At 39.1% G+C, this 25,526-nt stretch carries 24 protein-coding genes; 11 read left to right on the plus strand and 13 right to left on the minus strand.

What is annotated here, in order from left to right:
• Positions 1-20 precede the first annotated feature (20 nt).
• Positions 21-341, plus strand: a complete 321-nt coding sequence (locus H9N25_RS06925; protein WP_190328388.1) for a hypothetical protein — start codon at positions 21-23, stop codon at positions 339-341.
• Between the two features lie 34 nt (positions 342-375).
• Here the strand turns inward: H9N25_RS06925 and H9N25_RS06930 are convergent, their stop codons facing one another.
• Complete coding sequence (locus H9N25_RS06930) at positions 376-663, minus strand: hypothetical protein (protein ID WP_190328389.1); 288 nt, start codon at positions 661-663, stop codon at positions 376-378.
• A 270-nt stretch (positions 664-933) separates the two neighbouring features.
• Here H9N25_RS06930 and H9N25_RS06935 point away from each other — a divergent pair, with 270 nt between their 5' ends.
• Both H9N25_RS06935 and H9N25_RS06940 read left to right on the plus strand, forming a co-directional pair.
• The gene (locus tag H9N25_RS06935) at positions 934-1,257 is read left to right on the plus strand and encodes a TfoX/Sxy family protein (RefSeq protein ID WP_190328390.1); all 324 of its coding nucleotides are present in this window, start codon (positions 934-936) and stop codon (positions 1,255-1,257) included.
• A gap of 162 nt (positions 1,258-1,419) precedes the next feature.
• Positions 1,420-3,300, plus strand: coding sequence for a gamma-glutamyltransferase family protein (locus tag H9N25_RS06940; RefSeq protein ID WP_190328391.1), 1,881 nt, complete (start codon positions 1,420-1,422; stop codon positions 3,298-3,300).
• Between the two features lie 45 nt (positions 3,301-3,345).
• On the opposite strand, the gene H9N25_RS06945 is transcribed toward H9N25_RS06940, so the two are convergent.
• The 8 genes from H9N25_RS06945 to H9N25_RS06980 form a co-directional block, all read right to left on the minus strand.
• Positions 3,346-4,326 (minus strand): PorP/SprF family type IX secretion system membrane protein, encoded by a 981-nt coding sequence (locus H9N25_RS06945; RefSeq protein ID WP_223833643.1) that lies wholly within the window; start codon positions 4,324-4,326, stop codon positions 3,346-3,348.
• Positions 4,327-4,344: 18 nt separating this feature from the next.
• Positions 4,345-5,289, minus strand: a complete 945-nt coding sequence (locus H9N25_RS06950) for a T9SS type B sorting domain-containing protein (RefSeq protein WP_190328392.1) — start codon at positions 5,287-5,289, stop codon at positions 4,345-4,347.
• A gap of 31 nt (positions 5,290-5,320) precedes the next feature.
• On the minus strand, positions 5,321-6,013 hold the full coding sequence (locus H9N25_RS06955) for a hypothetical protein (RefSeq protein WP_190328393.1): 693 nt from the start codon (positions 6,011-6,013) through the stop codon (positions 5,321-5,323).
• A 20-nt stretch (positions 6,014-6,033) separates the two neighbouring features.
• The gene (locus H9N25_RS06960) at positions 6,034-8,232 is read right to left on the minus strand and encodes a DUF11 domain-containing protein (RefSeq protein WP_190328394.1); all 2,199 of its coding nucleotides are present in this window, start codon (positions 8,230-8,232) and stop codon (positions 6,034-6,036) included.
• A 55-nt stretch (positions 8,233-8,287) separates the two neighbouring features.
• Positions 8,288-8,950 (minus strand): hypothetical protein, encoded by a 663-nt coding sequence (locus H9N25_RS06965; protein ID WP_190328395.1) that lies wholly within the window; start codon positions 8,948-8,950, stop codon positions 8,288-8,290.
• Between the two features lie 698 nt (positions 8,951-9,648).
• Positions 9,649-10,155: a GNAT family N-acetyltransferase gene (locus tag H9N25_RS06970; RefSeq protein ID WP_190328396.1), complete on the minus strand. Its 507-nt coding sequence runs from the start codon at positions 10,153-10,155 to the stop codon at positions 9,649-9,651.
• Positions 10,156-10,165: 10 nt separating this feature from the next.
• Positions 10,166-10,771, minus strand: a complete 606-nt coding sequence (locus tag H9N25_RS06975; protein WP_190328397.1) for an FMN-binding negative transcriptional regulator — start codon at positions 10,769-10,771, stop codon at positions 10,166-10,168.
• Between the two features lie 30 nt (positions 10,772-10,801).
• Complete coding sequence (locus tag H9N25_RS06980) at positions 10,802-11,692, minus strand: DMT family transporter (RefSeq protein WP_190328398.1); 891 nt, start codon at positions 11,690-11,692, stop codon at positions 10,802-10,804.
• Between the two features lie 71 nt (positions 11,693-11,763).
• Here H9N25_RS06980 and H9N25_RS06985 point away from each other — a divergent pair, with 71 nt between their 5' ends.
• Positions 11,764-13,197 (plus strand): aminotransferase-like domain-containing protein, encoded by a 1,434-nt coding sequence (locus tag H9N25_RS06985; protein WP_223833644.1) that lies wholly within the window; start codon positions 11,764-11,766, stop codon positions 13,195-13,197.
• 25 nt (positions 13,198-13,222) lie between these two features.
• Here H9N25_RS06985 and H9N25_RS06990 read toward each other — a convergent pair whose 3' ends face one another.
• The 4 genes from H9N25_RS06990 to H9N25_RS07005 all read right to left on the minus strand — a co-directional run bounded on the left by H9N25_RS06990 (position 13,223) and on the right by H9N25_RS07005 (position 15,393).
• A complete protein-coding gene (locus tag H9N25_RS06990) occupies positions 13,223-13,360 on the minus strand; it encodes a hypothetical protein (RefSeq protein ID WP_167294008.1) in 138 nt (45 codons plus the stop codon).
• A 168-nt stretch (positions 13,361-13,528) separates the two neighbouring features.
• Positions 13,529-13,726 carry a hypothetical protein gene (locus H9N25_RS06995; protein ID WP_190328399.1) on the minus strand — a complete coding sequence of 66 codons (198 nt, stop codon included), beginning with the start codon at positions 13,724-13,726 and terminating at the stop codon, positions 13,529-13,531.
• 7 nt (positions 13,727-13,733) lie between these two features.
• Positions 13,734-14,456, minus strand: a complete 723-nt coding sequence (locus H9N25_RS07000) for a hypothetical protein (protein WP_190328400.1) — start codon at positions 14,454-14,456, stop codon at positions 13,734-13,736.
• Positions 14,440-15,393: a hypothetical protein gene (locus tag H9N25_RS07005; RefSeq protein WP_169502157.1), complete on the minus strand. Its 954-nt coding sequence runs from the start codon at positions 15,391-15,393 to the stop codon at positions 14,440-14,442. The genes H9N25_RS07000 and H9N25_RS07005 overlap by 17 nt, the downstream gene beginning before the upstream one ends.
• A 392-nt stretch (positions 15,394-15,785) precedes the next feature.
• On the opposite strand from H9N25_RS07005, the gene H9N25_RS07010 reads away from it, so the two are divergent.
• From H9N25_RS07010 to H9N25_RS07040, 7 genes are all read left to right on the plus strand, one after another.
• Positions 15,786-17,204, plus strand: a complete 1,419-nt coding sequence (locus H9N25_RS07010; protein WP_190328401.1) for an amidohydrolase family protein — start codon at positions 15,786-15,788, stop codon at positions 17,202-17,204.
• 34 nt (positions 17,205-17,238) lie between these two features.
• A complete protein-coding gene (locus tag H9N25_RS07015) occupies positions 17,239-18,207 on the plus strand; it encodes a hypothetical protein (RefSeq protein ID WP_190328402.1) in 969 nt (322 codons plus the stop codon).
• On the plus strand, positions 18,204-18,455 hold the full coding sequence (locus tag H9N25_RS07020) for a hypothetical protein (protein ID WP_190328403.1): 252 nt from the start codon (positions 18,204-18,206) through the stop codon (positions 18,453-18,455). The genes H9N25_RS07015 and H9N25_RS07020 overlap by 4 nt, the downstream gene beginning before the upstream one ends.
• The gene (locus H9N25_RS07025; RefSeq protein WP_190328404.1) at positions 18,452-18,955 is read left to right on the plus strand and encodes a hypothetical protein; all 504 of its coding nucleotides are present in this window, start codon (positions 18,452-18,454) and stop codon (positions 18,953-18,955) included. The genes H9N25_RS07020 and H9N25_RS07025 overlap by 4 nt, the downstream gene beginning before the upstream one ends.
• Positions 18,956-19,531: 576 nt before the next feature.
• Entirely contained in the window at positions 19,532-20,614 is a 1,083-nt protein-coding gene (locus H9N25_RS07030; protein ID WP_190328405.1) for an efflux RND transporter periplasmic adaptor subunit, read from the plus strand.
• Positions 20,615-20,638: 24 nt separating this feature from the next.
• On the plus strand, positions 20,639-23,809 hold the full coding sequence (locus tag H9N25_RS07035; protein WP_190328406.1) for an efflux RND transporter permease subunit: 3,171 nt from the start codon (positions 20,639-20,641) through the stop codon (positions 23,807-23,809).
• Positions 23,802-25,235: a TolC family protein gene (locus H9N25_RS07040; protein ID WP_190328407.1), complete on the plus strand. Its 1,434-nt coding sequence runs from the start codon at positions 23,802-23,804 to the stop codon at positions 25,233-25,235. The genes H9N25_RS07035 and H9N25_RS07040 overlap by 8 nt, the downstream gene beginning before the upstream one ends.
• The last annotated feature ends 291 nt before the right edge of the window (positions 25,236-25,526 follow it).

Raw genomic sequence — 25,526 nt, forward strand, 5'->3', positions numbered from 1 at the left:
ATATGTAGCATAAGAAATAGATGTTAAAAAGGATAAACGTATTGGTTGATCTACCCGATTTTGGCACTATAGAGTTGCCCTTGGTTTATACAATGAGCATAGAAGGAAGTAAAAAAGGTACTTGTTTGGTCAACTGTAAGATAGTGCTTAGTGCCGAAAATTTGCCTGAATGGTTATTAACCACAACTTTTAGTATTGTTTATAGCCGGGCGGAGGCTGAAAATGCAAACATTGTTTCAGTGAGTGCCGATAGCGGAACCACAAACCGCTATCATGAAATAATGCTGAGCATTGTATCGTCGTATATTAAGCTTAAAGAAGATCGTGTTGGTTTAAATTAGCTTCTGGTGGTAATTTAAGTTATAATTGCTTAATTTATTGAAATTCAGCTTGTTGTTTAGTGTTCTTGGCCGGGATTTCAACCAATGCAGCATTAATTTCATTGATGGTTTTAATACTGAAAATATGTCGGCCCATAAACCATCTTTTGATTTCATCTGGATTAATATCCAATATATAAGCAAGATCGTTTTCTGTCGAATTCTTTTCTGCAAGTACTTTTATGGTTTTATTAGCAACCTCGAGGTTTAGTTGTTCTAGTTTCTCAATTGCAGGATTTCCGGTTTCTTCCAACCAGATAGAAACAAAATCGTTTTCTTTCATTTTATTCTTTTTTACCATTTAGCATAACAGCATGCTCAACCAGCGATTATCCGTTTGGGCGGCAAATTTAATGATTAGGCCCATTATTACAAACCAGAATCAAAAGAAAGATAATAATGCCGTTATTAGGGGTGTATGCTTAATTAACTGGATGATTGTACTTATCTTAGTGCTTAGTACAGCCAAAATTTATCCTAAAATAGGCTTCCTTTTCGATTATTTTTTTGGCCTTGCTTATAATTTCTAAAATTTAAATTAAATCAATTGTAAATGGCATCAGATCAGAAATTCGTAGACTTTATAATGGATCAGATCGATTATTCCGAACATGTTATCTATAAGAAAATGTTTGGCGAATATGGTTTGTATTTTGATGGTAAGCTATTTGCACTTGTATGCGATAATAAGCTGTTTGTTAAGCCAACTTTAGCCGGCAGGGCGTATATAACAGATGTTGTAGAAGCACCGCCTTATCCGGGTGCAAAAAACCAATTTCTAATCGAGGAACGGTTGGAAGATCGCGATTGGCTAAAAAAACTGGTAAACATCACAGTAGCTGAACTGCCTGAACCCAAACCCAAGAAAAAGAAATAAAGGCAGGGTTTAACTTTGTTTCTAATGCAGAGATTACTAAAAAACTGGTTAGTTGTAGTAGTGGTACTTAAATTAAGTAACAAGCTTGTTTTATTGCCCTGAATTAACGGCTGCAGAGCTGACACAGGATTACTGTAGTATATTTTTAGCTATATTGGAACTATGAAAAATTTATTCCTATTTCTATTATTATCACTTTCTCTTCGTCCTTTATTTGCACAACAAACGCAAAAACCGATGCTTTATGGCAACAGTTGGATGGCCATTACCGGAAAGCCAATGGCGGCCACAGCGGGGGCAATGGTTTTTCAGCAAGGAGGAAATGCAGTTGATGCGGCATGTGCTGTGTTGGCAGCCACTTGCACCATGTGGGATACCCTGAGCTGGGGAGGAGAAACACAAGCGCTGATTTATAACCCGAATACAAAAAAGGTGATTGCCATTAATGCAATGGGCGTTGCCCCAACCGGAGCTACCGTAGCCTTTTTTAAAGCTAAAGGTTATAGTTTCCCACCAGAATATGGCCCTTTAGCCGCCACTACACCAGGTACTCCCGGTGGGTTAATCTACATGTTGAGCAAATACGGGAGCATGAGCCTGAAGCAGGTTCTGGCGCCTGCCATGCACATGGCTGCAGGTTATGCCATAGAAGCACAGGCGGCAAACAGTATGGAGCGCGATAAAGAATTGATTAAAACCTGGCCTTACAGTAAAAAAGTGCTGTTGCCGCATTTTGGCGAAAAACGCGAAGCGCCAGAAGCAGGTGAGGTTTTTATTCAGAAAGATTTGTTGGCCACGTTAACCAAAATGGTTGAAGCAGAACAAGCGGCGCTGAAGAAAGGTAGTTCCCGACAGGAGGCATTAATGGCTGCTTATAATCGTTTCTATAAAGGAGATATTGGGCAAGAATTTGTTCGCGGAAGTAAAGAACAAGGTGGTTTAATTACCATGGACGACCTTGCTAAATGGAAACCGCTTGAAGAAGAAGCACTACGTACCGATTATAAAGGCATTGAGGTATATAAATTAAAACAATGGACACAGGGACCGGTTTTGCTGCAAGCTTTGAATATACTAGAGAATTTTGATCTAAAGGCAATGGGATATAACAGCTCAAAATATATTCATACTGTTTATCAGGCAATGAACTTGTCTTTTGCTGACCGTGATTTTTATTACGGCGATCCAAACCAAAATCCTGCTGAACCAATAAAAGGTCTGTTAAGTAAAGATTATGCCAAACAGCGTGCATCACTTATCCAGTTTGATAAAAATGATGCAAACATAGGTCCTGGCGATCCTTACCCATATGAAGGGAAGAAAAATCCTTACTTAAATCTGTTAAAAAGTAGAGGTTTTAACCTTGATACAGCTAAACGTAATTTTGCACCAAAGCACGACCTGGGCAACAATACGTCAAAAGAAATTTATGAAGACCGTTTATGGCGGGGAACAACATCCATCGAGGCTGCAGATAAAGCAGGTTGGGTGGTATCGGTTACCCCAAGTGGTGGCTGGCTTCCGGCCTGTATTGCTGGTAATACCGGTATTGGAATGAGCCAGCGTATGCAAAGCTTTGTACTCGATTCTACCCTAAACCCCTTTAATGTTGTCGCACCGGGCAAGCGGCCAAGAGTAACCTTGTCGCCTTCATTGTTTATCAAAGATGGTAAACCTTTTGTATCTGCCGCAGTTCAGGGTGGAGATACCCAGGATCAGAACTTACTGCAGTTTTTTTTAAACATGGCAGAGTTCGGTATGAATGTTCAAAGGGCAACTGAAGCAGCGAACTTTAACACCAATCAGCTCTGGCTTTCTCTCGGTGGCACAAAAACGAGCGATAGAGAACCGAAGCCTGGTCAGATCTTGTTAAATGCCAATACTAAAGAGGAGGTGCGGACTGAACTGAAAAAAATGGGTTATACACTTAGTTTCTCAGAACGTACCAGTGGCCCAATTAATGCCATTTATTTTGATTGGAAGCACAATAGTTTGCAAGGTGGCTCGAGTAACCATGGCGAAGATTATGGTATTGCCTGGTAGTATATTGGTTTGATGAATAATTGGCGCTACATTTTTTATTCATACCTAAAAATAACACTTTGGTCTTCGGCTCTTTTTGGTTTCGATATAGTAGCCAACTGAGATTTCGTGTGAGCCATAGTCATAATTACTCAGTTTGTTAAGGCTGTAATCATAACCATAGCCAATGCGCAGATTAGATCTTATAAACAATTCGCTGATGAAACCAACTGCAGCCCTACTGGTTAATCCAGACTGCAGGTTATCTTTTGGATAAATTTTTACTGAAGTGCGGTAAACTGCACCAAGCCAGAAACGCTCTTTCACAAGTAAAAAGGCATTTAAATCTAATGAGGTTGGTCCATGTAAATCGTCTTTAATTAAAAAGGTTGGTTTAAAAACAAAATCTTCATTTACGGGTAAGGCAACTCCTGCACTTAAATAAAAATGAGGCTGAATTTTAACGTTTAGCGAATTGTAATCGTCAAATACAGATAAGGTTTTTGATAAGAGATTATTTGCTGAAAAACCGATAAAAAATTTCTCATTTGAATAATGAATACCAGCGCGTATATCGGGCATGGTCTGGCTTATTGATCCAATTGGGATACGGTTATCGCCAGTTTCAATCGGATCTAACAAATTGCCGTTTAAGGCTGTCTGTATTACACCTATGCCTAAACCAAATGCGAGGATATTGGTTTCAGTACGATCGAGTTTTATCCTGTAAGCGAAGTTAGCTGATGCATTTAAAGTATTTTGTGCACCTATTTTATCTTTGGTTACAATCATCCCGAGGCCAATACTTTCGTCATTTATAGCTTCATCTGCTGATACAGACAAGGTTTGTGGTGCTCCCCGGACACCTGTCCATTGTGCTCTGGCAAAAGCCTGCAGGTAAAGCTCTTCCTTATAACCCGCATAGGCAGGATTGATGTACATACCATTAAAAATATATTGTCCAAACTGGGCATCTTGCTGTGCAAAAACTTTAACAGATGATATCGTAATGATCAAAACAAGAAATATCCTTTTTAAAATGTTCATGTCTGTATTTTGTTTTATTTACCTGATTACCGTTACATAACCTTTGTAATCTTGCCAGTCAGTTGTTCCATTTCTAACTTTAACCACATAGAAATAGGTTCCATCTGCTAATCCCGGAGCCGTCCAGTCGTTCTTGTAATAATTAGATTGATAAACCGTACTTCCCCAGCGGTTAATGATCGTTACTTCGTTCGATTCAAAAGATTCCAGATGTTCAATATAAAAAGTGTCGTTCTTGCCATCCCCATTAGGCGTAAAAACATTTGGTATTCTTAAACCTGAAATCTCTTTTTTATCGGTTGATGTATTATTGGCCAGGTTGGGGTCAAATTCTGTTGCAGTGACGGTTGCAGTATTGGTTACCATGCCCGATTGCTTGGATTTTACTTTGATGACCAGTTCGGCAAACTTTCCATTGGGCAGTAAGGGAATGCTCCAGTTAATGGTTCTGCTTAGCTGATCGTAGCTTGCTGCTCCATCAGTTGGTTGGGCCAGGCTTTCTAAAGAGAGGTTATCCGGAAGCGCATCCTTAATCGTTAGTTGGGTGGCATCATCTGTACCATTATTTCTAACGTTTAGGTAATATTCAAAAACCTGATCGCCCACTACAATTTTCGATTCTGATCGTTTTGTTATGGCTACATCAGCAATAAGTTGTGGTAATACAAGAACCTTAATTTCATCTGAAATCTCCGATGTACAGCCAAATTTATTTACAGTAGCTACTTTATATACGCCGGCAGTGGCTGTAATAAGCGTTGCTTTATTTTGCCCGTTTATGAGCACATCATCCTTATACCATATATATGAGGCTGCCCCAGCCGAATTTGCACGCAGAACCACTGACGACCCTTGCCTGATCGTAATGGTTTGCTGCCCATCGGAAGCAATATGGCACATTGCTGTTTGAATAAAAAACAACATCAAGGCCAATGACAGAAAGGAGGATATCCTTAACCTCATTTATATAATAATCAGAAAAATGAAAATCAGCCTAGAAAGTAACTGCTGTTGCTGTACCGGTAATGGTTCCTGGCGTAATGGTTGGTTTTACAGGCTTAGCCGTTACCGTAACATCATGATCTGCCCACTGTGGACAATATTTATTGCCATTAATTACATAACCTACTTTTAACCTATGTGTTTTTGTTCCAACAGTTGCCGGAGCCGATGGCGTATAATCTTTTGATGTAGCACCTGTTATAGCCGTTTCTACGCCTCCTGTTACCGTATACCATTGGTAGGCCAAATCCGGAATGTTGGTGGCATCAGGATTGGTAACAGAACCAACTTGAGCCAATGGACTTTCCAGACAGAAATCAGCGGGTGTAAAATTAACCACCAAAGGTTGAAGTACATATACCGGAATTTCCTGTAATTCAGATTCGCAGGATCCTGGCGTACTTGATTTAGAACTTAAATAATAATAGCCTGTGTTTAAATCGGCCGCTGCGATTTTATTTCCCGACGCTAAAGTAACACCTGTACTTGGTGTTGTGGTTTGTGTTGCACTATATTTAACAATCCAGTCTGCACCTGCTGGGGGCGTGGGCAAGGTAAGGTCTGATCCTTTGCAGAATAAATTAACGCCACTTGTGGTGGGTAATACCTGGGCCGATACGGTTGAAAATGTGCAGATTACCAAGAATGTAATGGCTAAAATTGCTTTTGTAATTGAATTGTTCATGGGGACGATTTTTTGTTTGATTAATATTGTGAACTAGTTTGTACCAGCACATGCGGTGCTGATGGTTTTGGATTTATTTTAATGTTGAAATTAATTTGAGTACTGCAACCCGCTGCATTTTTAATGGTCAATACACCAGAATGAACACCTAATGCAGCATTGGCTGGAATATTAAGCGGAATATTACCTGTTGGTAAAGGTTGATTGTTAACCGGATCAAAATCTAATGCATTCCAGGTAATGCTATATGTTGTTGGGTTGTTTAAAGCGTTGGTATACGGGAGAGATAATGTGGTAAAACCCTGGCATACTTCGGGATCGGCACCCAATGTTAAAGCTGGAAGCGCGTTTACGATTACAATAAAATCTGTTGTTTTCTCCGCGCAGCCCTTTGCAGTGGCCGTTATGGTGGCTGTTCCTGTAAATGTATTATCCCAGGTTACTTTACCACTGTTTGCGTCAATAATACCTGCCGATAAGGGTAATAGGGAGTAGACTATGCTTGTGGCATTTGCTGCTGTTGCTACGTAGGTGTCGGTTCCCGTACCAGCACAGCGTTTATCGGTTAATCCACTATTAAAAACCGGAGTACTTACATTTCCATTTACCGTTATTGAACCGGTTGTAGTAAATGAAGCTCCTGTAGTATTGGAAACAGTATAAGTTTTTGGTGGGCCTGCGGTAGTTGGCGTACCTGAAATGGTAACTTTTTTAGGAGATGAGCTATTGGTGTAGATTATCCCGGCTGGTAAACCTGTAACTTGAATACCGTTTGAACCTGATGGAATGCTGATAATAATATCGTTCATGGCTGTACCCACACATACTTCTCTATCTTTAGAACCAGTTATGGTACTTACCGAGCTCTGATCGTTAGTGGTTACCTGATCAGGCTGCGAGCCAGTAATCGTTGCGGTGTTAATATTAGTTCCTGTTGCTACAACTTTTGCTGTGATGCTTAAGGAGATACTGGCATTACTGGCCAAATCGCCAATAGTCCATATCCCCGAAATAGGATCATAACTTGTACCTGATGGTGCTACGCTTGATACATAAGTAAAACCGCTGGGAAGCAGATCCGTAACCGATACCCCAACTGCATTGCCCTCGCCCAAATTTTCGGCCTTAAGGGTAAATACTACGTTACTATTTAGCTCCGGGTAAGCAATATCAACGGTTTTGGTAATAGCACGGTCGATATTACAAAGTGAAACCTTTATTGGGAGAGAAGGTGCACTCAGCCCGCAATCTAAACTATAACTCACCGAATAATTGCCAGATGTACTAGCCACATAAGTATTGGTATTTGCACCACTTATCGGAACTTCGTTAAGATACCATTGATAATTGGAAGCATTTGGAGTTGCTGTAAGTGTTGCTGAAGTACAGTTGGTTTGTGATATCACTGGTTGAACACCCTTTTCAGGGAAACGTGAAATAAAGTTCGACATGGAGAACCTACCGTCTTGTTGCACCATAGAAACTGTAAGCCGTTCTGGGCTGGTAATGATGATTGTTTTTGGTGAGCCAATATCTGTTTTTGTAAAACTGATTAAATATAAGCCAGAAGTTCCCAGTGTTTTACGGATACCAATACCTGCTATTGCTTCAATATCATTATTTGTATAAAGTGGGGAGCCAAGTTGGGTTGTAAGGTAAATTTTAGCCGTACTTTTTGTAATGATGTAGCCAAAATAGGATAAATCACTGTTGTTATAAGCGGTGAATTTGCTGGTTTCGACTTTTTTAGATCCCGAACAGCTGGATATCGGTACTAAAGTAGCAACATCGACCTCACAACCACCTCCACTTGAAATTCCAGCTGTGCCTGAAAAAACTTCTACATTTTTAGTCGCCTCAATTCTTGATGATGAATATCGACCTGTGTTTATACCCGGTGGGTTTTTGTAACTATAAGTTCCATTAATATAGCCATGTTGGAAAGTTACAGTATCTCCGGCTTGGGCCAGGGGATAGGTAGTTACCCTTTTCTGGGTACCGTTCATGTCAAAGTCGGTAACTGTAACTACGGTGTTGGCCTCTGTTGCAATCACCGTAGTCTGCTCCGCGGTTGAATTACCTTCGCCTTTAACCACTACATACTCCTGCCCCAATGAGGCAATGGGCGGAATCGGATTGTAAGCACCATCTCCACAACCTCCAGGTGCGTCAAGGTCTGCTGCGGTATTCATTACAGCCGGCCCAGATGATTCTACCAAGTTCCCATTTTTGCATTGAACAAATAACTTTGTCCTGCGTTTAATGTTGCCTTTGCTACCCCGCTATTTTAACAATGGTGTTGTTTTCCGTAGCCATAATGCTATATATAGGAGCGTGTGAACCAGTTGCAAGATTGCCGCCACGATAGTAGCCTACGCGGAATGAGGTTCCGATTGCCGCATCACCAAAACTAAAAAGAGAGGCATTACCCTTAATATCCGTATCCGCACCGTCAGTTCCTAAATTATCTGAAGCAACATTTCTTAAATTAACTGAAATAGATCCGGTGGCTTCTATAATTAATCCGGCACCGCTTATAACGGTATTCAGCGGGTGCGCAGGTACATCTTTAGGTAATCCGCTAAAGCGTTGTACGTAGGGCGTGCCTTGCACACAAGTAAAGTTAAATAATATGGTACCATCACTTTTTTTTATTGTTCCTGTAACGGTTCCAACATCTGATGTAATTACAATCTCGTTGGCTTTGCTCCAGTATTGCCATGGTGCAGGGGCGATATAATGTTTAGAATAGCTGCTTGCAGGTAAACGTTTTGTGGTATTTATGCTGGCTTTTGAAGAAAAAGTGAAAGGTAAATTGTTAAAGCCAGTATTTGTTATGGTTTTGATTTCATTGCGCGCAAATGCAATATTTGCTGAGCAGAGCAATATTAATCCCAATAATCCGTTAAATAAAAATAGCAGAAAAGCCTTAATCATAAATAACCTGTTAGAACCCATACGTGGCTTAACATGGAACTTTAATTTATTAAAGGCGGAGTGCGTTTTAATAAATTATAGCATAATAAACCACTTACCTATGTAGGTCAGGTTTTGGTTTACTGTGTATTCTAATGTGTCAGTTTGTAGGGCTCTTTTGGTCGAAAGTAATTAAAAAAATGCACTAAAAAATACCCTTAATATTAATTTTTAATGCGCTTTAAAGCTGTTTAAACGTAGTTTTTGCATAAATTAAATTGCCTGTATTTCTACAGATACGCCTTTAATTAAAAACTGATTATCTTCTTTCCGGATATTTGAATTTTATTAATATGCAATTTGTTTGTAGCCAATTAATTATGACGTTTTTTGAGATCTAGGATTATAATAAAAAGCGTTTTAAGGGGAAAAAATGATTTTTCTATAAAAATGATACAATTGATGTGAAAATATTAACCTTATCTGTGACTTAAAATCTATATATCATCTTGTTTTGATCTTCATTTCAATCATGTGGTTGCTATTTGCTGTGAAAATTAAAAAAGACGTTTAACTATGGATAATATCATTGAGCACAATAATGTTCATGGTAAGGTAACGCCCGATAGAGTTAAGACTGGTGCTGAAAATATTTTGTAAACGATTGAACCCAAAATCTTCGAACTCGAAGGTTTTTGGACTTATCACTATATTCAGCATTAAATTTGCATTTCGAATAAACTAACTGGCTTATGATGATAATGTGCCGGAAGCTGATCGGTATTGCTTAGCTCATATAGTCCCAAAAAATCAAATCCAAATTTTTGATAGTGTTGAATAAGTCCCTCATTTTCACCAACCGTATCTAATCTAACAAAGCGTTTAGCATTTGCTTTGGCGTACTCTTTTGCCCAGCTTACAATCGTGCCAACCAGGTTCTGTCCTCTGAAATCAGGATTTGTGGCTATGCGGTGAATATAGATGGCCGGGTCGAGGTTCTTTTCTTCCCATATCTGCGGATCGCTAAAAGTAGTGGCCCAAATACAGGCTACCTGTCCGTTAATCATGATTTTCCATTGCCTGTTTTCCTTAATTTCTGTTTCGATCAATGAAAGTTCAAATTTGGGCCAATGAACGCTATATTTCGTTTTCTGGAAATCGGTTGCAATTTCGTATAAGCGGAAGATTTCTGCTATATCGTGTGTTGTACTATTTTCTATCTTCATATGTTTATAGCTATAGGTTTTTAATGAATGGAGCCAGCTCTCTTTCAACAGCATTGTTGCTATTCTCTAGCTGGGTTACAATGTTTTTTCGTTCCTGTTCTGATTTGTTCTGGCTTAATTTTTTAACTCCCTGAAGATTGTTTACCTCTATCTCGAAAGCTACAATTCCCTGCATCATACCTCGTTTAAATTTTTCTGAAAGACTATCCCATTGTACGAGATATTCTTTTTCATAGTACGTAATCATTTCTTTTAATGCCTGTTCTTTAGCTTCTTCATCGCTAATAATATTGGCTTTTCCATAAGCATGCACGCTAATATAATCCCACGTTGGTACACTTTCATTTTTTTCGTAATGGCTAGGAGAGATATAAGCGTGTGGCTCGGCGAATATAATAAGTGAAGTATGCTGTTCAATATATTTCACCTGTTCATTAGCTTTTGCAAAGTGACCGCTAATGAACACTTTCCCGTTTTTCTCGCTTACAACAAAAGGTAGTTGAGTGGCTATGGGTAAATTATTGTAACTGGTAATGATCGTGGCAAAGCTATATCTCTTCATAAAGGCAATTTGCTCACTTTGGTCATCAAACTTAAAACTATTGGATATTAACATTTTTATTAAATTTTGAAGGATAGATTATGATTATTTAGCAAACTTTTTTGAGCCTGCAACACAAAGAATTACGCCCATTGTAATAGCTAACATACCCATACTTACTTTTTCATGGAGCAGGGTGGTGGCAAGGGCCAATCCAAAAAAGGGCTGAAGGAGCTGGAGCTGTCCAACTGCTGCGGTTCCGCCCTGTGAGAGACCTCTGTACCAGAAAATAAACCCAATGAACATGCTAAAGAGCGAAATATAGGCAAGGCTTAGCCAGGCGGCGGTACCTACCTCGGCAAATGAAACTGGTTGATAAATGAACATTAAGGGTAACATTAATGGGAACGAGAGCACCAATGCCCAGGAAATTACCTGCCAACCGCCCAATGTTTTAGATAATTTTGCACCTTCAGCATAACCAAGTCCGCATAGGACTATTGCCAATAACATTAAAATATCGCCGACTGGTGCAGCATTAATCCCTTGATAAATGGCATAGCCAATCACCAGAAAGCTGCCCACAATTGAGAAAAACCAGAATATAGGTTTAGGACGTTCGCCTCCCCGTAAAACGGCAAAAGCGGCTGTAACCATAGGTAAAAGGCCTAAGAATACCAGCGAATGTGCCGAAGTAATGTGCTGCAAAGCAAGAGCACTTAACAGCGGAAAGCCAATTACTACACCCAGCGCTACAATTATCAGCGAGATTAAATGTTTGGTTGATGGTCGTTTTTCTTTAAATGCAATTAATACACCAAGTGCGAGCAGTGCAGCTATAGAAGCACGGGCAACGGTTACAAAAATAGGGCTCATATCCATTACTGCCAATCTTGTGGCTGGCATAGAACCGCTAAATATAATTACGGCGATAAATCCGTTAAGCCAACCACTCGAAATATGACCTTTATTTGGGTTAATTACTGCTTCTTTCATGTTTTTTGATTTCTTAATTCAAAGGTGCAAAGGTAAAAGCGATAAATACAGTATCAGTTTTGTACATTTGTATGGGTACAGTTTTGGTGATTATGGAAAAGGTTTACAGGTATAATGAAATAGTAAGTGGAATTGCCACACAGATTAAAGACGGTATTCTAAGAGCTGGAGACAAACTCCCCTCTGTTAGAATGCTCTGCAAAGAATATGCAGTAGGCATGAATACGGCAAAAAGGGTATTTTTGGAACTCGAAGCCCAGTCGCTGGTTGAGGTCAAGCCACAATCGGGTTTTTTTGTAAGTAACCATAGGGTAGAGCGGCTTCCACTACCTGCAGTTAGTAAGCCGTCGCTAATTGCAAATCATCATGAACCGAGCGAGCTGAGTAGCCAGGTTTATTCTAGCATTGGTCGCAATGATTTAACCCTTTTTTCAATTGGTGTCCCATCGGGTAGCTTATTGCCATTGGCAAAACTCAAAAAAGAGATAATTTATGCCACACGGGCGCTTAAAGAAGGAGGGACAGAATATGAACCACTTCAGGGTAATGTTAAGTTACGTAGAATGGTTGCAGTACGGTCATTAGCTTGGGGAGGAAATCTTCATGAAGATGACTTGATTACTACTGCTGGAGGAATGAATGCACTAGCTTTTTGCTTGATGGCCTTAGGGAAGCGAGGTGATACAGTGGCCATAGAAAGCCCTTGTTATCCCGGCATTCTTCAACTGGTGATTAGTTTGGGTTTAAAAGTACTCGAATTGCCTACGCATCCGGTTACAGGCATTGAAATAGACGCGCTGAGGAAAGTGGTATCTAAAATTGATATTTGCCTTTTAATACCTAATTTTAATACGCCATTGGGTAGTTGTATGCCTGATGAACACAAAAAAGAAGTTGTTCAGCTTTTGGCTGCAAATGATATTCCGCTCATTGAGGATGATATTTATGGTGATCTTTATTTCGGTACACAACGGCCAAGATGCTGCAAATCATTTGATACAGCAGGTAATGTGTTGTGGTGCAGCGCGGTTTCGAAAACCTTGGCGCCAGGGTACCGCGTGGGTTGGGTAGCACCCGGAAAGTATAAAGAAAAACTACTTAAACTAAAACTGGTACATGCCATTGCCTCAACTTCTGTTATTCATGAGGCCGTTGGTAATTTCCTCAAGACTGGGCGGTACGATCGCCATTTGCACCAGCTCCGGCGTACCTTACAGCACAATTATCAGCATTTTATAGATGCGGTTACTGAATATTTTCCAGAAGGTACAAAAACAACCCGACCGCAAGGCGGACTAGCCATATGGATAGAATTTAATAAGGAAGTTGATACTGTAAAACTGTATGAATTGGCAATGAAACAAAAAATCAGTATTGCTCCAGGCCCTATGTTTACGCTGCAAAATCAATATCAGAACTGTATGCGCTTATGTATTGGCCTTCCATGGTCAGATGAGCTTAAATTTAAGCTGAAACAGTTGGGTAATCTGGTAAAAATGATGTGATCTAATACGATATTTGTATGCTTGATTAAGAATTTGCACTTTCTGGTTCAGGAGTGTTCGGTGTTTCGCCTAAGGGCGCTATGCCACAAGCTGCCCATATAAATTTAAAAATATTTAGAAATTCGCATTGAATATCCCTGTCAGATTGTATTTCGTTTTCCATGTTGTGCCGCTTTAATCTGATTATAAAACAAAGAAAGGCTAATTTTGTGTTAGCGAAGATAATCTCTTAATGTAAGTATACTGTTGCGTAAATGTTAAGGATTTAGTTGTTGGTTTAAGAGCATTAATGTTTAATTTTAAGGGATGTTTGTGCTTGAAGAGATAAGAATTATAACGAATAACAACGATCCGCTCCGGTTTTCTTTCTGCATTCTTCACAAGTAGTATAGGTTATACCTGTTTCGCTCCATCCACCGTCTTTTCTTTCGAAAACACAAAATTCTCCATCAATTTCTACACATCTTAATGTAGGTAAGAAAAATAATTTATCTCTCTTAGCCTTTTTTTTTCTCAATTTTTTCATCATTAATATACTAAGGTTTCAAAATAATGGTGTCTTCATATCTCATAATAAGCGATACCTTATCGCCTAATACATCGTCAACTGATATCACTAATGCCTTGTTGTCGCTTAGCTGATTGTCTTGGGGGAGTACAACTTTTTCAATCCGAAGGCTGTCTGATTTAAAGTTGGAGCCATATTGTTTATCCAGTAAAAAATATAGTTTGTTATTTTTCCTATTCGAGGGGGTATAAGTTGTGCCTGTAGTAGTGATAATAAAAGTTTCCTCCGCAACGAGATAGGGGCCAGATGCACGGTTGTCTAAAATTCCGTAATAAAAAGGGCTAAAACCTGTGGCAGTATCGGTGTCTAACCATGGTCGCTGTACTGTGAAAAATAAAAAACTATTCTTGTTTTCGCTTTTTGCATCAAATAAAATGAGGTAAACATCGTACTCGCTTTTGCCTCCACGATTATAAGAAGTAAACTCATTTTTCCGCTGTTTACTTAGAACCGCCCAGTCTACAAAATGATTCTGCTCCATCCATCCTTGAAGAAAACCTGCTTTATATACTCTGGCACTGGTGGCATTTTTTTCGGTGGCCAGTATAGATTTACTTTTGCTGATCACCTTTTGCAAAAACGTGTTATCAATATTTTTATTAAAGTTAAACGGATGTTTCCTGACTGTGCAAGAAGAAACCACGGCCGCCAATATAAAAATAATGAACCTGCTACTATTTAACTTTAACATAATTGATATTATTAAATGATCCACCAATAAAAACCCTGTTCACATCGTTATTTGGGTGCAAAGGCATTTTGCCAATTACGTGTATAAGATCTTGAAAAGAAAATATAGTTCCGTTTTCGCCTACCCTTAACGAACCCAAAACACCCGCATCAACACTAAAATGTTCGTTTAGTCCAATCCTAAGATGATATTGAGAACTGTTGTAATTCGAATCTTTTTTTCTCCTCGAATGGTCATCAGCAGACTGAGAATATGGGGGGACATCTATACCGATAATTTCAGAGAGTTCGAACAAAAACGGCTGGTAACCCGTAAACTGATCGAAACTTAACTCGCCATAGTTAAAACCTTTGCGGGAATGTACGAAGAACGAACCGCCACCTGTCCACCAACGATCAAAACCATCACCAATACCAAGCCATTTTACAGGCGCAGCACCATCATTATAATAATTAAAGCTAAGTCCTGGTCCCGAAAGGGTAATCGAACCCACAACCTGGTTACGCCGGTGGTTATTGAATACAATATTGGTTGAGAGCAGGCCGAAATAATTGTTGTTCAGGTTGATGTTGTAGAAAGCTGAATTCTGCATCGTTCGTATCAGTTTTTTATAACTCAGCGGATTGCCGCCATATCCGGCAGATATAGCGTTGGTAAAGTCGATTTCAATATTATCAATCAATGGATTCAGATTGGTACCTACAGTTCTTCTGTATATAGATATACTGCCACCATAATTGGCAATAAAGCTATTTTTGTACTCAGCACTCACTGCAAAACCGCCATAGAGGTTTACGCCAGGAAAAGTTTGCTTTTTTCCGTAATTAAGATTTAAATTAAGTCCGAAACTGAAATATGGTGCATAAACCCAATCTTTTTGAGCATAGGTATTACCATTAAAAAGGACTAAAAAGGCAAGCGTAATTAGGTATTTCATGGTAGAGCGGCTTAGATAATCAAGTTGTCAATATGGTAAGTTATCTTTACTTCCTTTAATCAGATCGTATCTGACTTAATTTAGGTTGTAACAGTAGTTTGTATCGGTTATGCAATTTAATCAATGTGGTACAGAATACAAATACCCAATGGTAGGTATTTAAGGTTTTTATGTATTTATAATTAGATTTTATACCCATTATTGGGTATTGGAATCTATCAGGGGATCCGTTATATTTACGTATTCGATAACAGTAAGCGCTGTAGGTTAAAGCGAACTGTTATTTTCGATTGAGTGCTGCATATTTTTCAATTGATTTAATATTACCAGTATATCCCCATGCGGATTTTGTGCTGTGCCTTAGGGTATTTCATCTAAAAACCTTTCAACTCATGAATATCTCTGTTGCAGATTTACATTGCCACCCTTCTATGAAGCCTTACGGGCGTAGTTTTCCTGACAGGGTACCTGGCACCGATCCATTAATGAAAGACTGCATTTATTTTTATGGTAATCCACCATTTGTAAAAAAGATTCTCAATAAAATTTTAGGTATTACCAGCTTTCCTCAGGCAGGTATTCAAGCGCTTGAAAAAGGAGGTGTTGGACTTATTTTCTGTTCACTTTATCCTTTCGAAAAAGGTTTTGTCAGAAAAAATGCTTTACCGGGTGATTTAGTTGCCGATAGTGTAAACCTTGTTACTGGCATCGGAAAAGAGCGTATACATTATATTCAGGATCCAAACAATGGGTATTTTACCGACCTGGAAAATGAATATGCTTTTTTAAGAGCTTTAGATGGAAAGGTATTCACTTTTGGATCGAAGAAAATCAGGTATGTATTGTTAATGGATTTTCAACATATGGCTCAAAGCCAAAATGATGAGGTATATACCGTATACATCGGATTGTCTTTTGAAGGGATGCATGCACTTTACAATCGCTTTGAAGATGTAGGGAGCGTTGATCCTTTGGTAAAACAAAGTTTAACGGATAACCTGGCTAAGGTAAAAGCCTGGCCACACTGCCCGTTGTTTATCACTTTTGCCCATCATTTTTATAATGGATTATGTGGACACGCCGCTAGCTTAACTGATTTTTCTGTGAAGCTGATCACCAATCAAAGTGTGATGCTTGGAAAAGGACTTAATGCATTGGGTAAGGATATGATCAGGGCATTGTTATCCAAAACAAATGGAAAGCGAATCCTTATCGATATCAAACACATGAGCATTGCAGCCAGAAAAGAATATTTCGAGCTTTTAGATCAGGAATACAGCAATGAGCATATACCAGTAATTGTTAGCCACGGCGCAATATGTGGCGATGAGTATGCTTACAACTGGTTTTTAAGTGCCGATATCAACTTTTCTGATCGGGAAATTGTACTTATTGGACAAAGCGAAGGGCTGTTTGGAATACAATTAGATGAAAGGCGTATTGCCAGTAGCCATGAAATTGCGCTATTTAGAAAGCACCTTGGGAGCGAGGCAATTTTACTCCATGCAGCACTATTTGTGTGGAGACAGATCCGTTATATTGCGGTGTTGCTTGATATCAATAGGCTTCCAGCCTGGGATATCCAATGTTTAGGAAGCGACAACGACGGTATTGTTAATCCGATTGATGGGATATGGACCTCTGCTGATTTTGGATTGCTAAAAGACAGACTTCTTATCCATGCGAATGCCTTTGTAGAAAATCCTGATTACAACATGTCAATGCCGGCCAATTTGATATCAGGAGAAGAAATTGTAGAGAAGTTTATGAGCAAAAATATGCTCAGTTTTATGGAGAAAAATTTCAGATAAGTCTAAAAGCACTATTAACCTAAAGAAAAATGATATGAACCACGATCGTGAAGCCATGGATCCGGTAATAAAAAAAGATCTTATCGATAAACTGCTCAATAATACAATTACAGTTAACGAGCTCATTAAACTCAGGCCAGAAATTAATGAGTTTGACCTTTCTGATATTATTCAGCACATCTACGATCTTAATCTGGAGCAAGTGCGAAAAATAGCAGCGTTAGCACCTGTTATGGCTAAAGTAGATGCATTAAAAAACAGCCAGCGTAATACCCGTTTTATAAAAAAGGTGAAAAATAATTTCCGTAAACACACGGCTAAACATAATGGCCTTAAAAATAGGGTAGTGGTAGTAGAAGGCGATTCGTGGTTCAATTATCCTATTCTTTTAAGCGATGTAATAGACTGGGTTGCTATGGAAGAGAATATGGCTGTTTATAGCCTGGCTTCGGGTGGTGATTGGCTGATGAACATGGTTAGTGCCAAAAAGTATGTAGAACAACTTTCTACGCTTCAACCCGATGTATTTATCATTAGCGGGGGAGGAAACGATTTGGTTGGAAACAGAAGGATAGCAGCCATGGTTACACATAAAGGAGATTCTAATGAATTTGAAAATAGTGCTTTTGCAAAATATCTCTATGAAAAGGCGGCTAAGGCACCCGATAAACCAGAAGATTTTAAGCGGGGCACCCAGTTTATATCCAAAGATTTTTATGCTTTGCTGGCCTTTTTTCAGCTCCAATATTACTTTATTATAAATGGGATTCTTACCGGAGGTAAAGGCAAAGGTGAAAACGGTAAATTTCCAGGAATACAGATTATTACACAAGGTTATGACTATGCCATTCCAAGCGATAAAAAAATAGCAGGATATAATCCACTCAAATGGTATCGGCTGTTTGCACGAACCTTTCTCGGACATGGAGGATGGCTAAAAACGCCCCTGCAGCTAAGGGTATTTACGATCCCGAAGATCAGCGCAAAATTGTTTATGCCATGATTTACCTCTTTAACGAAATGATGATTGATATTGGACGCATTTTTAGCGAAATGTTAGGTGAGAATCGGGTATTCCATATCGATTCGAGAGGATCAGTTGGTAAAAACGGCTGGACAGATGAATTACATCCATTACCCCAGCATTTCAAAAAAACAGCAGCAGCCTTTATCCACTGTATTAACAACCCTAATAAAAATGGAACTGCAGTTGTTGAAGTTCTACAACACCAGGAAGGAGGCAAAAAATGAAAAAGATATTAATTTTAGTATTTATCATCATTTGTGGGGTAATGTCTTTTCAAGGAAAGATACTTCAGCAATTCAGTGGAAAAGGAATCATCAACCTAGAGCTTGCCAAGAAAGATACAGGAGTGGAAATTATTGCGCTTTGGAGCGACACACTTTACGGAGACCAAACACTTTTAAATCTGGCACAAAAGAATACACACCTCGATTTTCTGTTTATTTTCGTATACGTACTGCTTATCATGACGCTGTCTAATGCACAAATGCAAAGAGAAAAAGCAAGTTGGTTAAATGAATTGTTACGGCTTAATTTATTTCTGGCATTCTTAATCGGCTCACTCGATGTTATTGAGAATATCAGGCTACTGCACAGTTTTTATCACCCTGGAGATATAGCCGAATTTTGGAGAACAGATTTTATTGCCTGGCCAAAATTTGTGATAGCAGGTTGGGTAATTTTAGTCTATGTTTTCTCGATAATTAAAGGGTATTTGAATAGGTGACTTTGTTTGTTATGAGTGCTAGGTGTTCTACTGATTATCTTATAAAAGCCCTTCTTCAGTTCGGAATGACGAAGTTAAGATTCAAAATTATCATTAAAGGATTATTAGGAGATAGCAGATATATCTTTTGACTCTATATAGAATGACCAATCAATAGTTAAAATTTATGTTAGTTTGTCGTCATAAATCAGATTTATACATCATCCTGAAAATAACTAACAAAAAGCGTATGAAGAAGCTTTTGTGTTAAAAATCGTAATTTCCTTATCAAATTCTAGTGGTCAAATGATAATCTGCTCAGAAAGCTGGGCTAAATGACCTGTTTATTGCAATAAATCATCTTCTTTTTGCCAAAACACAATTTCTCCAATCCAAATCTGAAGTTCAACTTCATTATAACTTCATAAATCTGTATTTATTTCGCTTTCGAATTAAATCATTGCGTAACCATAATTTATTGAAATCAATTAAGTATCTACAAATCTATTGTAGACTGCTTTTCATTATAAATTGGTTGCCAAGGGAAACTAATTAGAGAAAAAAATAAATCAGATTAAAACCACTCAACAAAAAAAAATGAAAAGAGTTGTCATGTGCTTAGGCTTGTGTACTTTGCTTTACGTAACGGGTTGTACCTCGAAGAAAGAAGAAAAAGAAGAAGTAGCCACTTATGCGGTAACCACACCGTTAAGAATGGATACTTCGTTTACCAAAGAATATGTTTCGCAGATTAAATCTGTTCGGAACATCGAAGTTAGAGCCCAAGAAAAGGGCTATCTCCAAAATATTTATGTAGATGAAGGTCAGCATGTAAAGGCAGGTCAGCTATTGTTTAAGATTATGCCAAAAGCGGCACAATCTGAACTGGCAAAAGCACAGGCCGAAGCCAAATCAGCAGAAATTGAGCTGGAAAACACCAAATTGCTGTCTGATAAAAATATTGTTTCTAAAAATGAACTGGCTATGGCTAAGGCGAAACTGCAATCAGCAAATGCCGAAACTTCATTGGCCAAATTCCATTTATCCAATACGGAAATCAGGGCACCTTTTGATGGGACCATTGATCGTATTCCTTTAAAGCTGGGTAGCTTGGTTGATGAAGGTGCTTTGTTAACCAGTCTTTCCGATAACAGCCAGGTTTTTGCTTACTTTAATGTTTCAGAACCGGAATACCTGAACTACCAGAGTGCTGCAAAAGTAAAAGGACAGCAAGAAGTGAGCTTATTATTGGCAAACGGCGAATTTCTCAAATCTAAAGGTAAAGTAGAAGTTATTGAAAGTGAATTTGATAATGAAACCGGGAATATTGCTTTCAGAGCAAGGTTTAATAATAGCGATAATCTGCTTAGGAATGGCGAAACTGGTAAAATCCAGATGGTTGTGCCTTTAAAAAATGCCATCATTATCCCTCAAAAGGCCACTTACGATATTCAGGACAAAACCTATGTTTTTGTGGTTGATAAAAATAATAAAGTACACTCAAGGGCGATTACCATTGCCGGAGATATTTCCGATTTATACATCGTAGGCGATGGCCTTACCGTTGAAGATAAGATTTTGCTTGAAGGTGTACAGAAGGTTAAAGATGATGATAAAATTGCCTTTAAATTCCAGCAACCTCAAGAAGTGTTGAAACAATTGAGATTGAAAACAGAATAATCTAAACCCTTCTATACTTAATTTATGTTTAGTAAATTCATACAAAGGCCTGTCCTTTCTATCGTAATATCACTTGTTATTGTGTTTTTGGGTGTGCTGGCCATTAGCTACCTGCCCGTTACACAGTTTCCTACTATATCCCCTCCCAAAGTAAATATAACTGCAGAATATCCGGGAGCGAATAACGAATTGTTGATTAAATCTGTAATTATTCCACTTGAGCGTGCACTTAACGGTGTACCGGGAATGAAATACATTGCATCTGATGCAGGTAATGATGGTGAGGCATCTATACAGGTGGTATTTAACCTGGGTACCGATCCCAATCAGGCCTCGCTTAACGTGCAGAACCGTGTAGCAGCCGTTACCAATAAACTTCCTCCTCTGGTAATTCGCGAGGGTGTAAAAATCACACGAGAAGAGTCTAACATGTTGATGTACATCAACTTGTATAGTAAAGATCCTAAAATGAACCAGAACTTTCTGTATAACTATGCCGATATCAACTTGCTTTCGGAGCTTAAAAGGGTTGATGGTGTGGGTTTTGCCGATATTTTGGGTGATAGGGATTATGCCATGCGTATCTGGTTAAAACCCGATCGTATGCAGGCTTATAAAATCTCCGTTGATGAAGTAATGAATGCCCTTGAAGGGCAAAGCTTAGAGGCCTCGCCTGGTAAAACAGGAGAGAGTTCGGGTAAACGCTCGCAGGCTTTTGAGTATGTATTAAAGTACTCAGGCCGTTTCAGTACTAAAGAGGGGTACGAAAATATCGTGGTCAGAGCTACACCTAATGGCCAATTGCTCCGCTTAAAAGATGTGGCAGATGTAGATTTTAGTGCTTCGGCTTACAATTTATATTCTACTTTAAATGGAAAAGCATCTGCGGCTATCGTGTTAAAACAATCGTATGGTAGTAATGCAAGTCAGGTTATTAAAGATGTGAAGGCTAAAATGGCCGAAATTAAATCTGCTTCATTTCCAAAAGGTTTAGATTACGAGATCAGTTACGACGTTTCCAAATTCCTGGATGCATCTATAGAAAAGGTAATCCATACTTTGGTAGAGGCCTTTATCCTAGTGGGTTTAGTGGTATTTCTGTTCCTTGGCGATTGGCGTTCAACCCTTATCCCAGCCATTGCTGTACCAGTATCGTTAATCGGAACATTTGTATTTATGCAGTTCTTTGGCATTACACTTAACTTAATTACCTTATTTGCATTGGTGCTTGCCATTGGGGTTGTAGTGGATGATGCAATTGTGGTAATCGAGGCGGTGCACGCTAAGATGGAGCACGATAGGCATCTATCGGTATTAAAAGCTACACAACAAGCCATGAAAGAGATTGGTGGTGCCATTATCGCCATTACCTTTCTAATGGCATCGGTATTTATTCCGGTAGCTTTTATGTCGGGCCCGGTAGGTATTTTCTACCGTCAGTTCTCTATTACCATGGCAACGGCGATTATCCTTTCAGGTATTGTAGCCTTAACACTTACACCTGCATTGTGTGCCATTATGTTGAAGAATAACCATGGATCGAAGAAAAGGAAAACTCCTATTGATCGCTTCTTAGACGGTTTTAATAATGGTTTTGCCAAACTTTCGGGTAAATATGAACTGGTGTTAACCAAAGTAGTAAGCCGTAGGATATTAACTTTTGGTATACTAGTGGCCTTTTGTTTAGGTATTTGGGGATTAAGTGGAAGTGTGCCTTCAGGTTTTATTCCGAACGAAGATCAGGGAATGGTTTATGCCATTATCCAAACTCCTCCAGGGTCTACTTTAGAACGTACCGATCAGATTGCTGAGAAACTGCAGAAAATGTGCGAAGACATTGATGGCGTAAAGTCGGTTTCATCTTTGGCAGGATACGAAATTCTAACAGAAGGTACAGGATCTAACTCGGGTACCTGCTTAATTAACCTTAAAGACTGGAGCGAACGTAAACACTCTGCGCAAGAAATTATTCAGGAACTGGAGGAAAAATCAAAATCTATACTAGGTGCAGCTATCGAATTTTTCCAACCACCAGCGGTTCCGGGTTATGGTGCTGCGGGCGGTTTCGAACTCCGTTTATTGGATAAAGCAGGTAGCGGCGATTACAAAAAAATGGAAACCGTTGCCAATGATTTTGTGCGCGAGCTGAACAAACGCAAAGAGTTATCATCTGTATTTACTTTCTACAGTGCCAGTTTCCCTCAATATATGTTGGATGTTGATAACGATATTGCCCAACAAAAGGGGGTAAGCATCGATAACGCGATGAATACCATGTCTACTTTTGTAGGTAGTGATTATGAAACCAGTTTTATTAAGTACGACCGTCAGTACAAGGTAATTGTACAGGCCTTACCTCAATACAGGGCTTTACCAGAAGATATTTTAAAACTTTCGGTTAAAAACAACCGCGATGAAATGGTGCCTTTCTCGGCCTTTATCAAAATGCGGCGGGTTTACGGTTTGTCGGAGATAACCAGACACAATATGTACAATGCTTCTGAGATCAGTGGACAAGCGGCTCCGGGTTATAGTTCTGGTGAAGCGATTAAAGCCATTACAGAAGTAGCACAGAAAACATTGCCAAGGGGATTTGGTATCGATTGGGCTGGTATCTCTAAAGATGAGGTATCGAGAGGTAACGAAGCCATTTACATCTTCCTGATCTGTTTGGGATTCGTTTACCTGGTGTTGGCAGCACAATACGAAAGTTTTATTTTACCTCTTTCGGTTATCCTTTCTTTACCAGCAGGTATTTTTGGGGCTTTCTTATTCTTAAAATTGTTAGGATTGGAAAATAACATTTATGCACAGGTAGCCATGGTAATGTTAATCGGTTTGCTGGGTAAAAATGCGGTGCTGATTGTGGAGTTTGCTACGCAGCGGCATGCCCAAGGCGCGTCTGTACTAAAAGCGGCAATGGAAGGCGCAAGCGTGCGTTTCCGACCAATTTTAATGACCTCTTTTGCTTTCATCGCAGGCTTGATCCCTTTGATGATCGCAACCGGACCAGGTAAGATCGGTAACCGCACCATTGGTTCGGCTGCTGCAGGGGGTATGCTTTTCGGTACCATTTTCGGGGTAATTGTAATCCCTGGCTTATATTATATATTCGGATCAATTGCAGCAAAACACAAGCTGATCAAAATTGAAGAAGAACATCCATTAACTGAAGAAATTGAGAATAATGTTTAAGAATAATCTTTATAAAGGCCTTGGACTGGCATTAATATGCGCTGCATATACCGCCTGTAAGTTACCTGAAGTAGCCCAACGCGCCGAAAATAAAAATGTACCTGCGAGCTTTAACGGCTCACAGGATACAGTAAGTACAGCCACTATCCAATGGCGTAAGTTTTTTACTGACCCCAATCTGGTAAATCTGATCGATACTGCATTGAAGAATAACCAGGAGCTGAATATTACCCTGCAGGATATCGAGATCGCGAAAAACGAAATCAAAGCTAAAAAAGGGGAACTTTTACCAAGTGTAACCTATGGTGTTGGTGCAGGCTTTGATAAAGTGGGCCGTTACACCAGTTCGGGTGCTGGCGATGCTTCTACAGAAATTACACCAGGCAAAGGGGTACCAGAGGTATTACCCGATTACCACTTTGGTTTACAGGCCAACTGGGAAGCCGATATCTGGCACAAATTGCGCAATGCCAAAAAAGGAGCCATCAGTCATTATTTAGCAACAGTAGAGGGCAAAAACTTCGTAGTAACCAATTTGATAGCTGAGATTGCAAATTCATATTATGAACTGTTGGCCGCTGATAATCAATTGGAAACGGTAAAAAAAACTATTGAGCTGCAAAGCAATGCATTGGAGTTGATGAAAATCCAGAAACAAGCCAGTAGGGTTAACGAACTTGCAGTGCGTAAATTTGAGGCTGAGGTATTAAGCTCTAAGAGTTTGGAATTTGATATTCAGCAGGATATTACCGAAACAGAGAATAAAATTAATTTTCTGTTAGGTCGTTTTCCTCAGCCCATTATTAGGGATAAATCTAGCTTTATTGATCTGGTGCCGGCAACTGTAAAGTCGGGTTTACCTTCGCAATTATTAGCTAACCGTCCTGATATTAAACAGGCTGAGTTAGAACTCGCTGCCGCTAAATTAGATGTTAAAGTAGCTAAGGCACAGTTTTATCCATCATTGGGTATTTCTGCAGCAATTGGTTATCAGGCTTTTAATCCTTCATATTTATTGAGAACGCCAGAATCGCTAATTTACTCTTTAGCAGGAGATCTGGCAGGACCGCTCATTAATCGCAATGCCATTAAGGCCGAGTATTTAACAGCGAATGCAAAACAGTTGCAGGCTGTTTACGATTATGAAAAAACAATCCTAAATGGTTATATCGAAGTGGCCAACCAGCTATCGAAAATCAGCAACCTGCAAAAAAGCTACGATCTCAAATCGAAACAGGTTACTGCACTTACCCAATCAATCGATATTTCTAACGATTTGTTTAAATCAGCCAGAGCAGATTATTTTGAGGTATTAATGACCCAACGTGATGCTTTGCAATCGAAGTTAGAATTGATCGAAACTAAAAAACAACAGTTAAATGCTGTAGTAGATATCTATCACGCCTTAGGTGGGGGATGGAATTAGGTAATAATTTAAGTTCATTACTGTAATAGTATAAATAAGAATAGTAATCAAACAATTCTTATTTGCACAGGCTGCTTCAATTTTTTGGAGCAGCCTTTTTGTTATGTTGAGCGGCATTAGAAATCTATTTTATTTCTGACCAAGGATACACAGAACGCACGGATTTGACTCCATGATATTAACTATTGTGCCAGATGTTACCGCTTGACACTATAAAAGCTATTCCATTTGTAAATAAGCCATGACCGGATCACTTTTATTACCAATATTCGCATTTAAGTATGATATTTA

The organism is Pedobacter riviphilus, from assembly GCF_014692875.1.
GTDB lineage: Bacteria > Bacteroidota > Bacteroidia > Sphingobacteriales > Sphingobacteriaceae > Pedobacter > Pedobacter riviphilus.

Excerpts from the sequence above, each read along its gene's own strand:
- H9N25_RS07000 (WP_190328400.1), bottom strand. The coding sequence starts at position 14,456 with ATGTTAAAGTTAAATAGTAGCAGGTTCATTATTTTTATATTGGCGGCC.
- H9N25_RS07030 (WP_190328405.1), top strand. The coding sequence starts at position 19,532 with ATGAAAAGAGTTGTCATGTGCTTAGGCTTGTGTACTTTGCTTTACGTA.
- H9N25_RS06925 (WP_190328388.1), top strand. The coding sequence starts at position 21 with ATGTTAAAAAGGATAAACGTATTGGTTGATCTACCCGATTTTGGCACT.
- H9N25_RS06995 (WP_190328399.1), bottom strand. The coding sequence starts at position 13,726 with ATGATGAAAAAATTGAGAAAAAAAAAGGCTAAGAGAGATAAATTATTT.
- H9N25_RS06965 (WP_190328395.1), bottom strand. The coding sequence starts at position 8,950 with ATGATTAAGGCTTTTCTGCTATTTTTATTTAACGGATTATTGGGATTA.
- H9N25_RS06990 (WP_167294008.1), bottom strand. The coding sequence starts at position 13,360 with ATGGAAAACGAAATACAATCTGACAGGGATATTCAATGCGAATTTCTA.
- H9N25_RS06980 (WP_190328398.1), bottom strand. The coding sequence starts at position 11,692 with ATGAAAGAAGCAGTAATTAACCCAAATAAAGGTCATATTTCGAGTGGT.
- H9N25_RS06945 (WP_223833643.1), bottom strand. The coding sequence starts at position 4,326 with ATGAACATTTTAAAAAGGATATTTCTTGTTTTGATCATTACGATATCA.
- H9N25_RS06955 (WP_190328393.1), bottom strand. The coding sequence starts at position 6,013 with ATGAACAATTCAATTACAAAAGCAATTTTAGCCATTACATTCTTGGTA.
- H9N25_RS07040 (WP_190328407.1), top strand. The coding sequence starts at position 23,802 with ATGTTTAAGAATAATCTTTATAAAGGCCTTGGACTGGCATTAATATGC.
- H9N25_RS07020 (WP_190328403.1), top strand. The coding sequence starts at position 18,204 with ATGATTTACCTCTTTAACGAAATGATGATTGATATTGGACGCATTTTT.
- H9N25_RS07035 (WP_190328406.1), top strand. The coding sequence starts at position 20,639 with ATGTTTAGTAAATTCATACAAAGGCCTGTCCTTTCTATCGTAATATCA.
- H9N25_RS07015 (WP_190328402.1), top strand. The coding sequence starts at position 17,239 with ATGAACCACGATCGTGAAGCCATGGATCCGGTAATAAAAAAAGATCTT.
- H9N25_RS06970 (WP_190328396.1), bottom strand. The coding sequence starts at position 10,155 with ATGAAGATAGAAAATAGTACAACACACGATATAGCAGAAATCTTCCGC.
- H9N25_RS06975 (WP_190328397.1), bottom strand. The coding sequence starts at position 10,771 with ATGTTAATATCCAATAGTTTTAAGTTTGATGACCAAAGTGAGCAAATT.
- H9N25_RS06940 (WP_190328391.1), top strand. The coding sequence starts at position 1,420 with ATGAAAAATTTATTCCTATTTCTATTATTATCACTTTCTCTTCGTCCT.
- H9N25_RS07005 (WP_169502157.1), bottom strand. The coding sequence starts at position 15,393 with ATGAAATACCTAATTACGCTTGCCTTTTTAGTCCTTTTTAATGGTAAT.
- H9N25_RS07025 (WP_190328404.1), top strand. The coding sequence starts at position 18,452 with ATGAAAAAGATATTAATTTTAGTATTTATCATCATTTGTGGGGTAATG.
- H9N25_RS06935 (WP_190328390.1), top strand. The coding sequence starts at position 934 with ATGGCATCAGATCAGAAATTCGTAGACTTTATAATGGATCAGATCGAT.
- H9N25_RS07010 (WP_190328401.1), top strand. The coding sequence starts at position 15,786 with ATGAATATCTCTGTTGCAGATTTACATTGCCACCCTTCTATGAAGCCT.
- H9N25_RS06985 (WP_223833644.1), top strand. The coding sequence starts at position 11,764 with ATGGGTACAGTTTTGGTGATTATGGAAAAGGTTTACAGGTATAATGAA.
- H9N25_RS06950 (WP_190328392.1), bottom strand. The coding sequence starts at position 5,289 with ATGAGGTTAAGGATATCCTCCTTTCTGTCATTGGCCTTGATGTTGTTT.
- H9N25_RS06930 (WP_190328389.1), bottom strand. The coding sequence starts at position 663 with ATGAAAGAAAACGATTTTGTTTCTATCTGGTTGGAAGAAACCGGAAAT.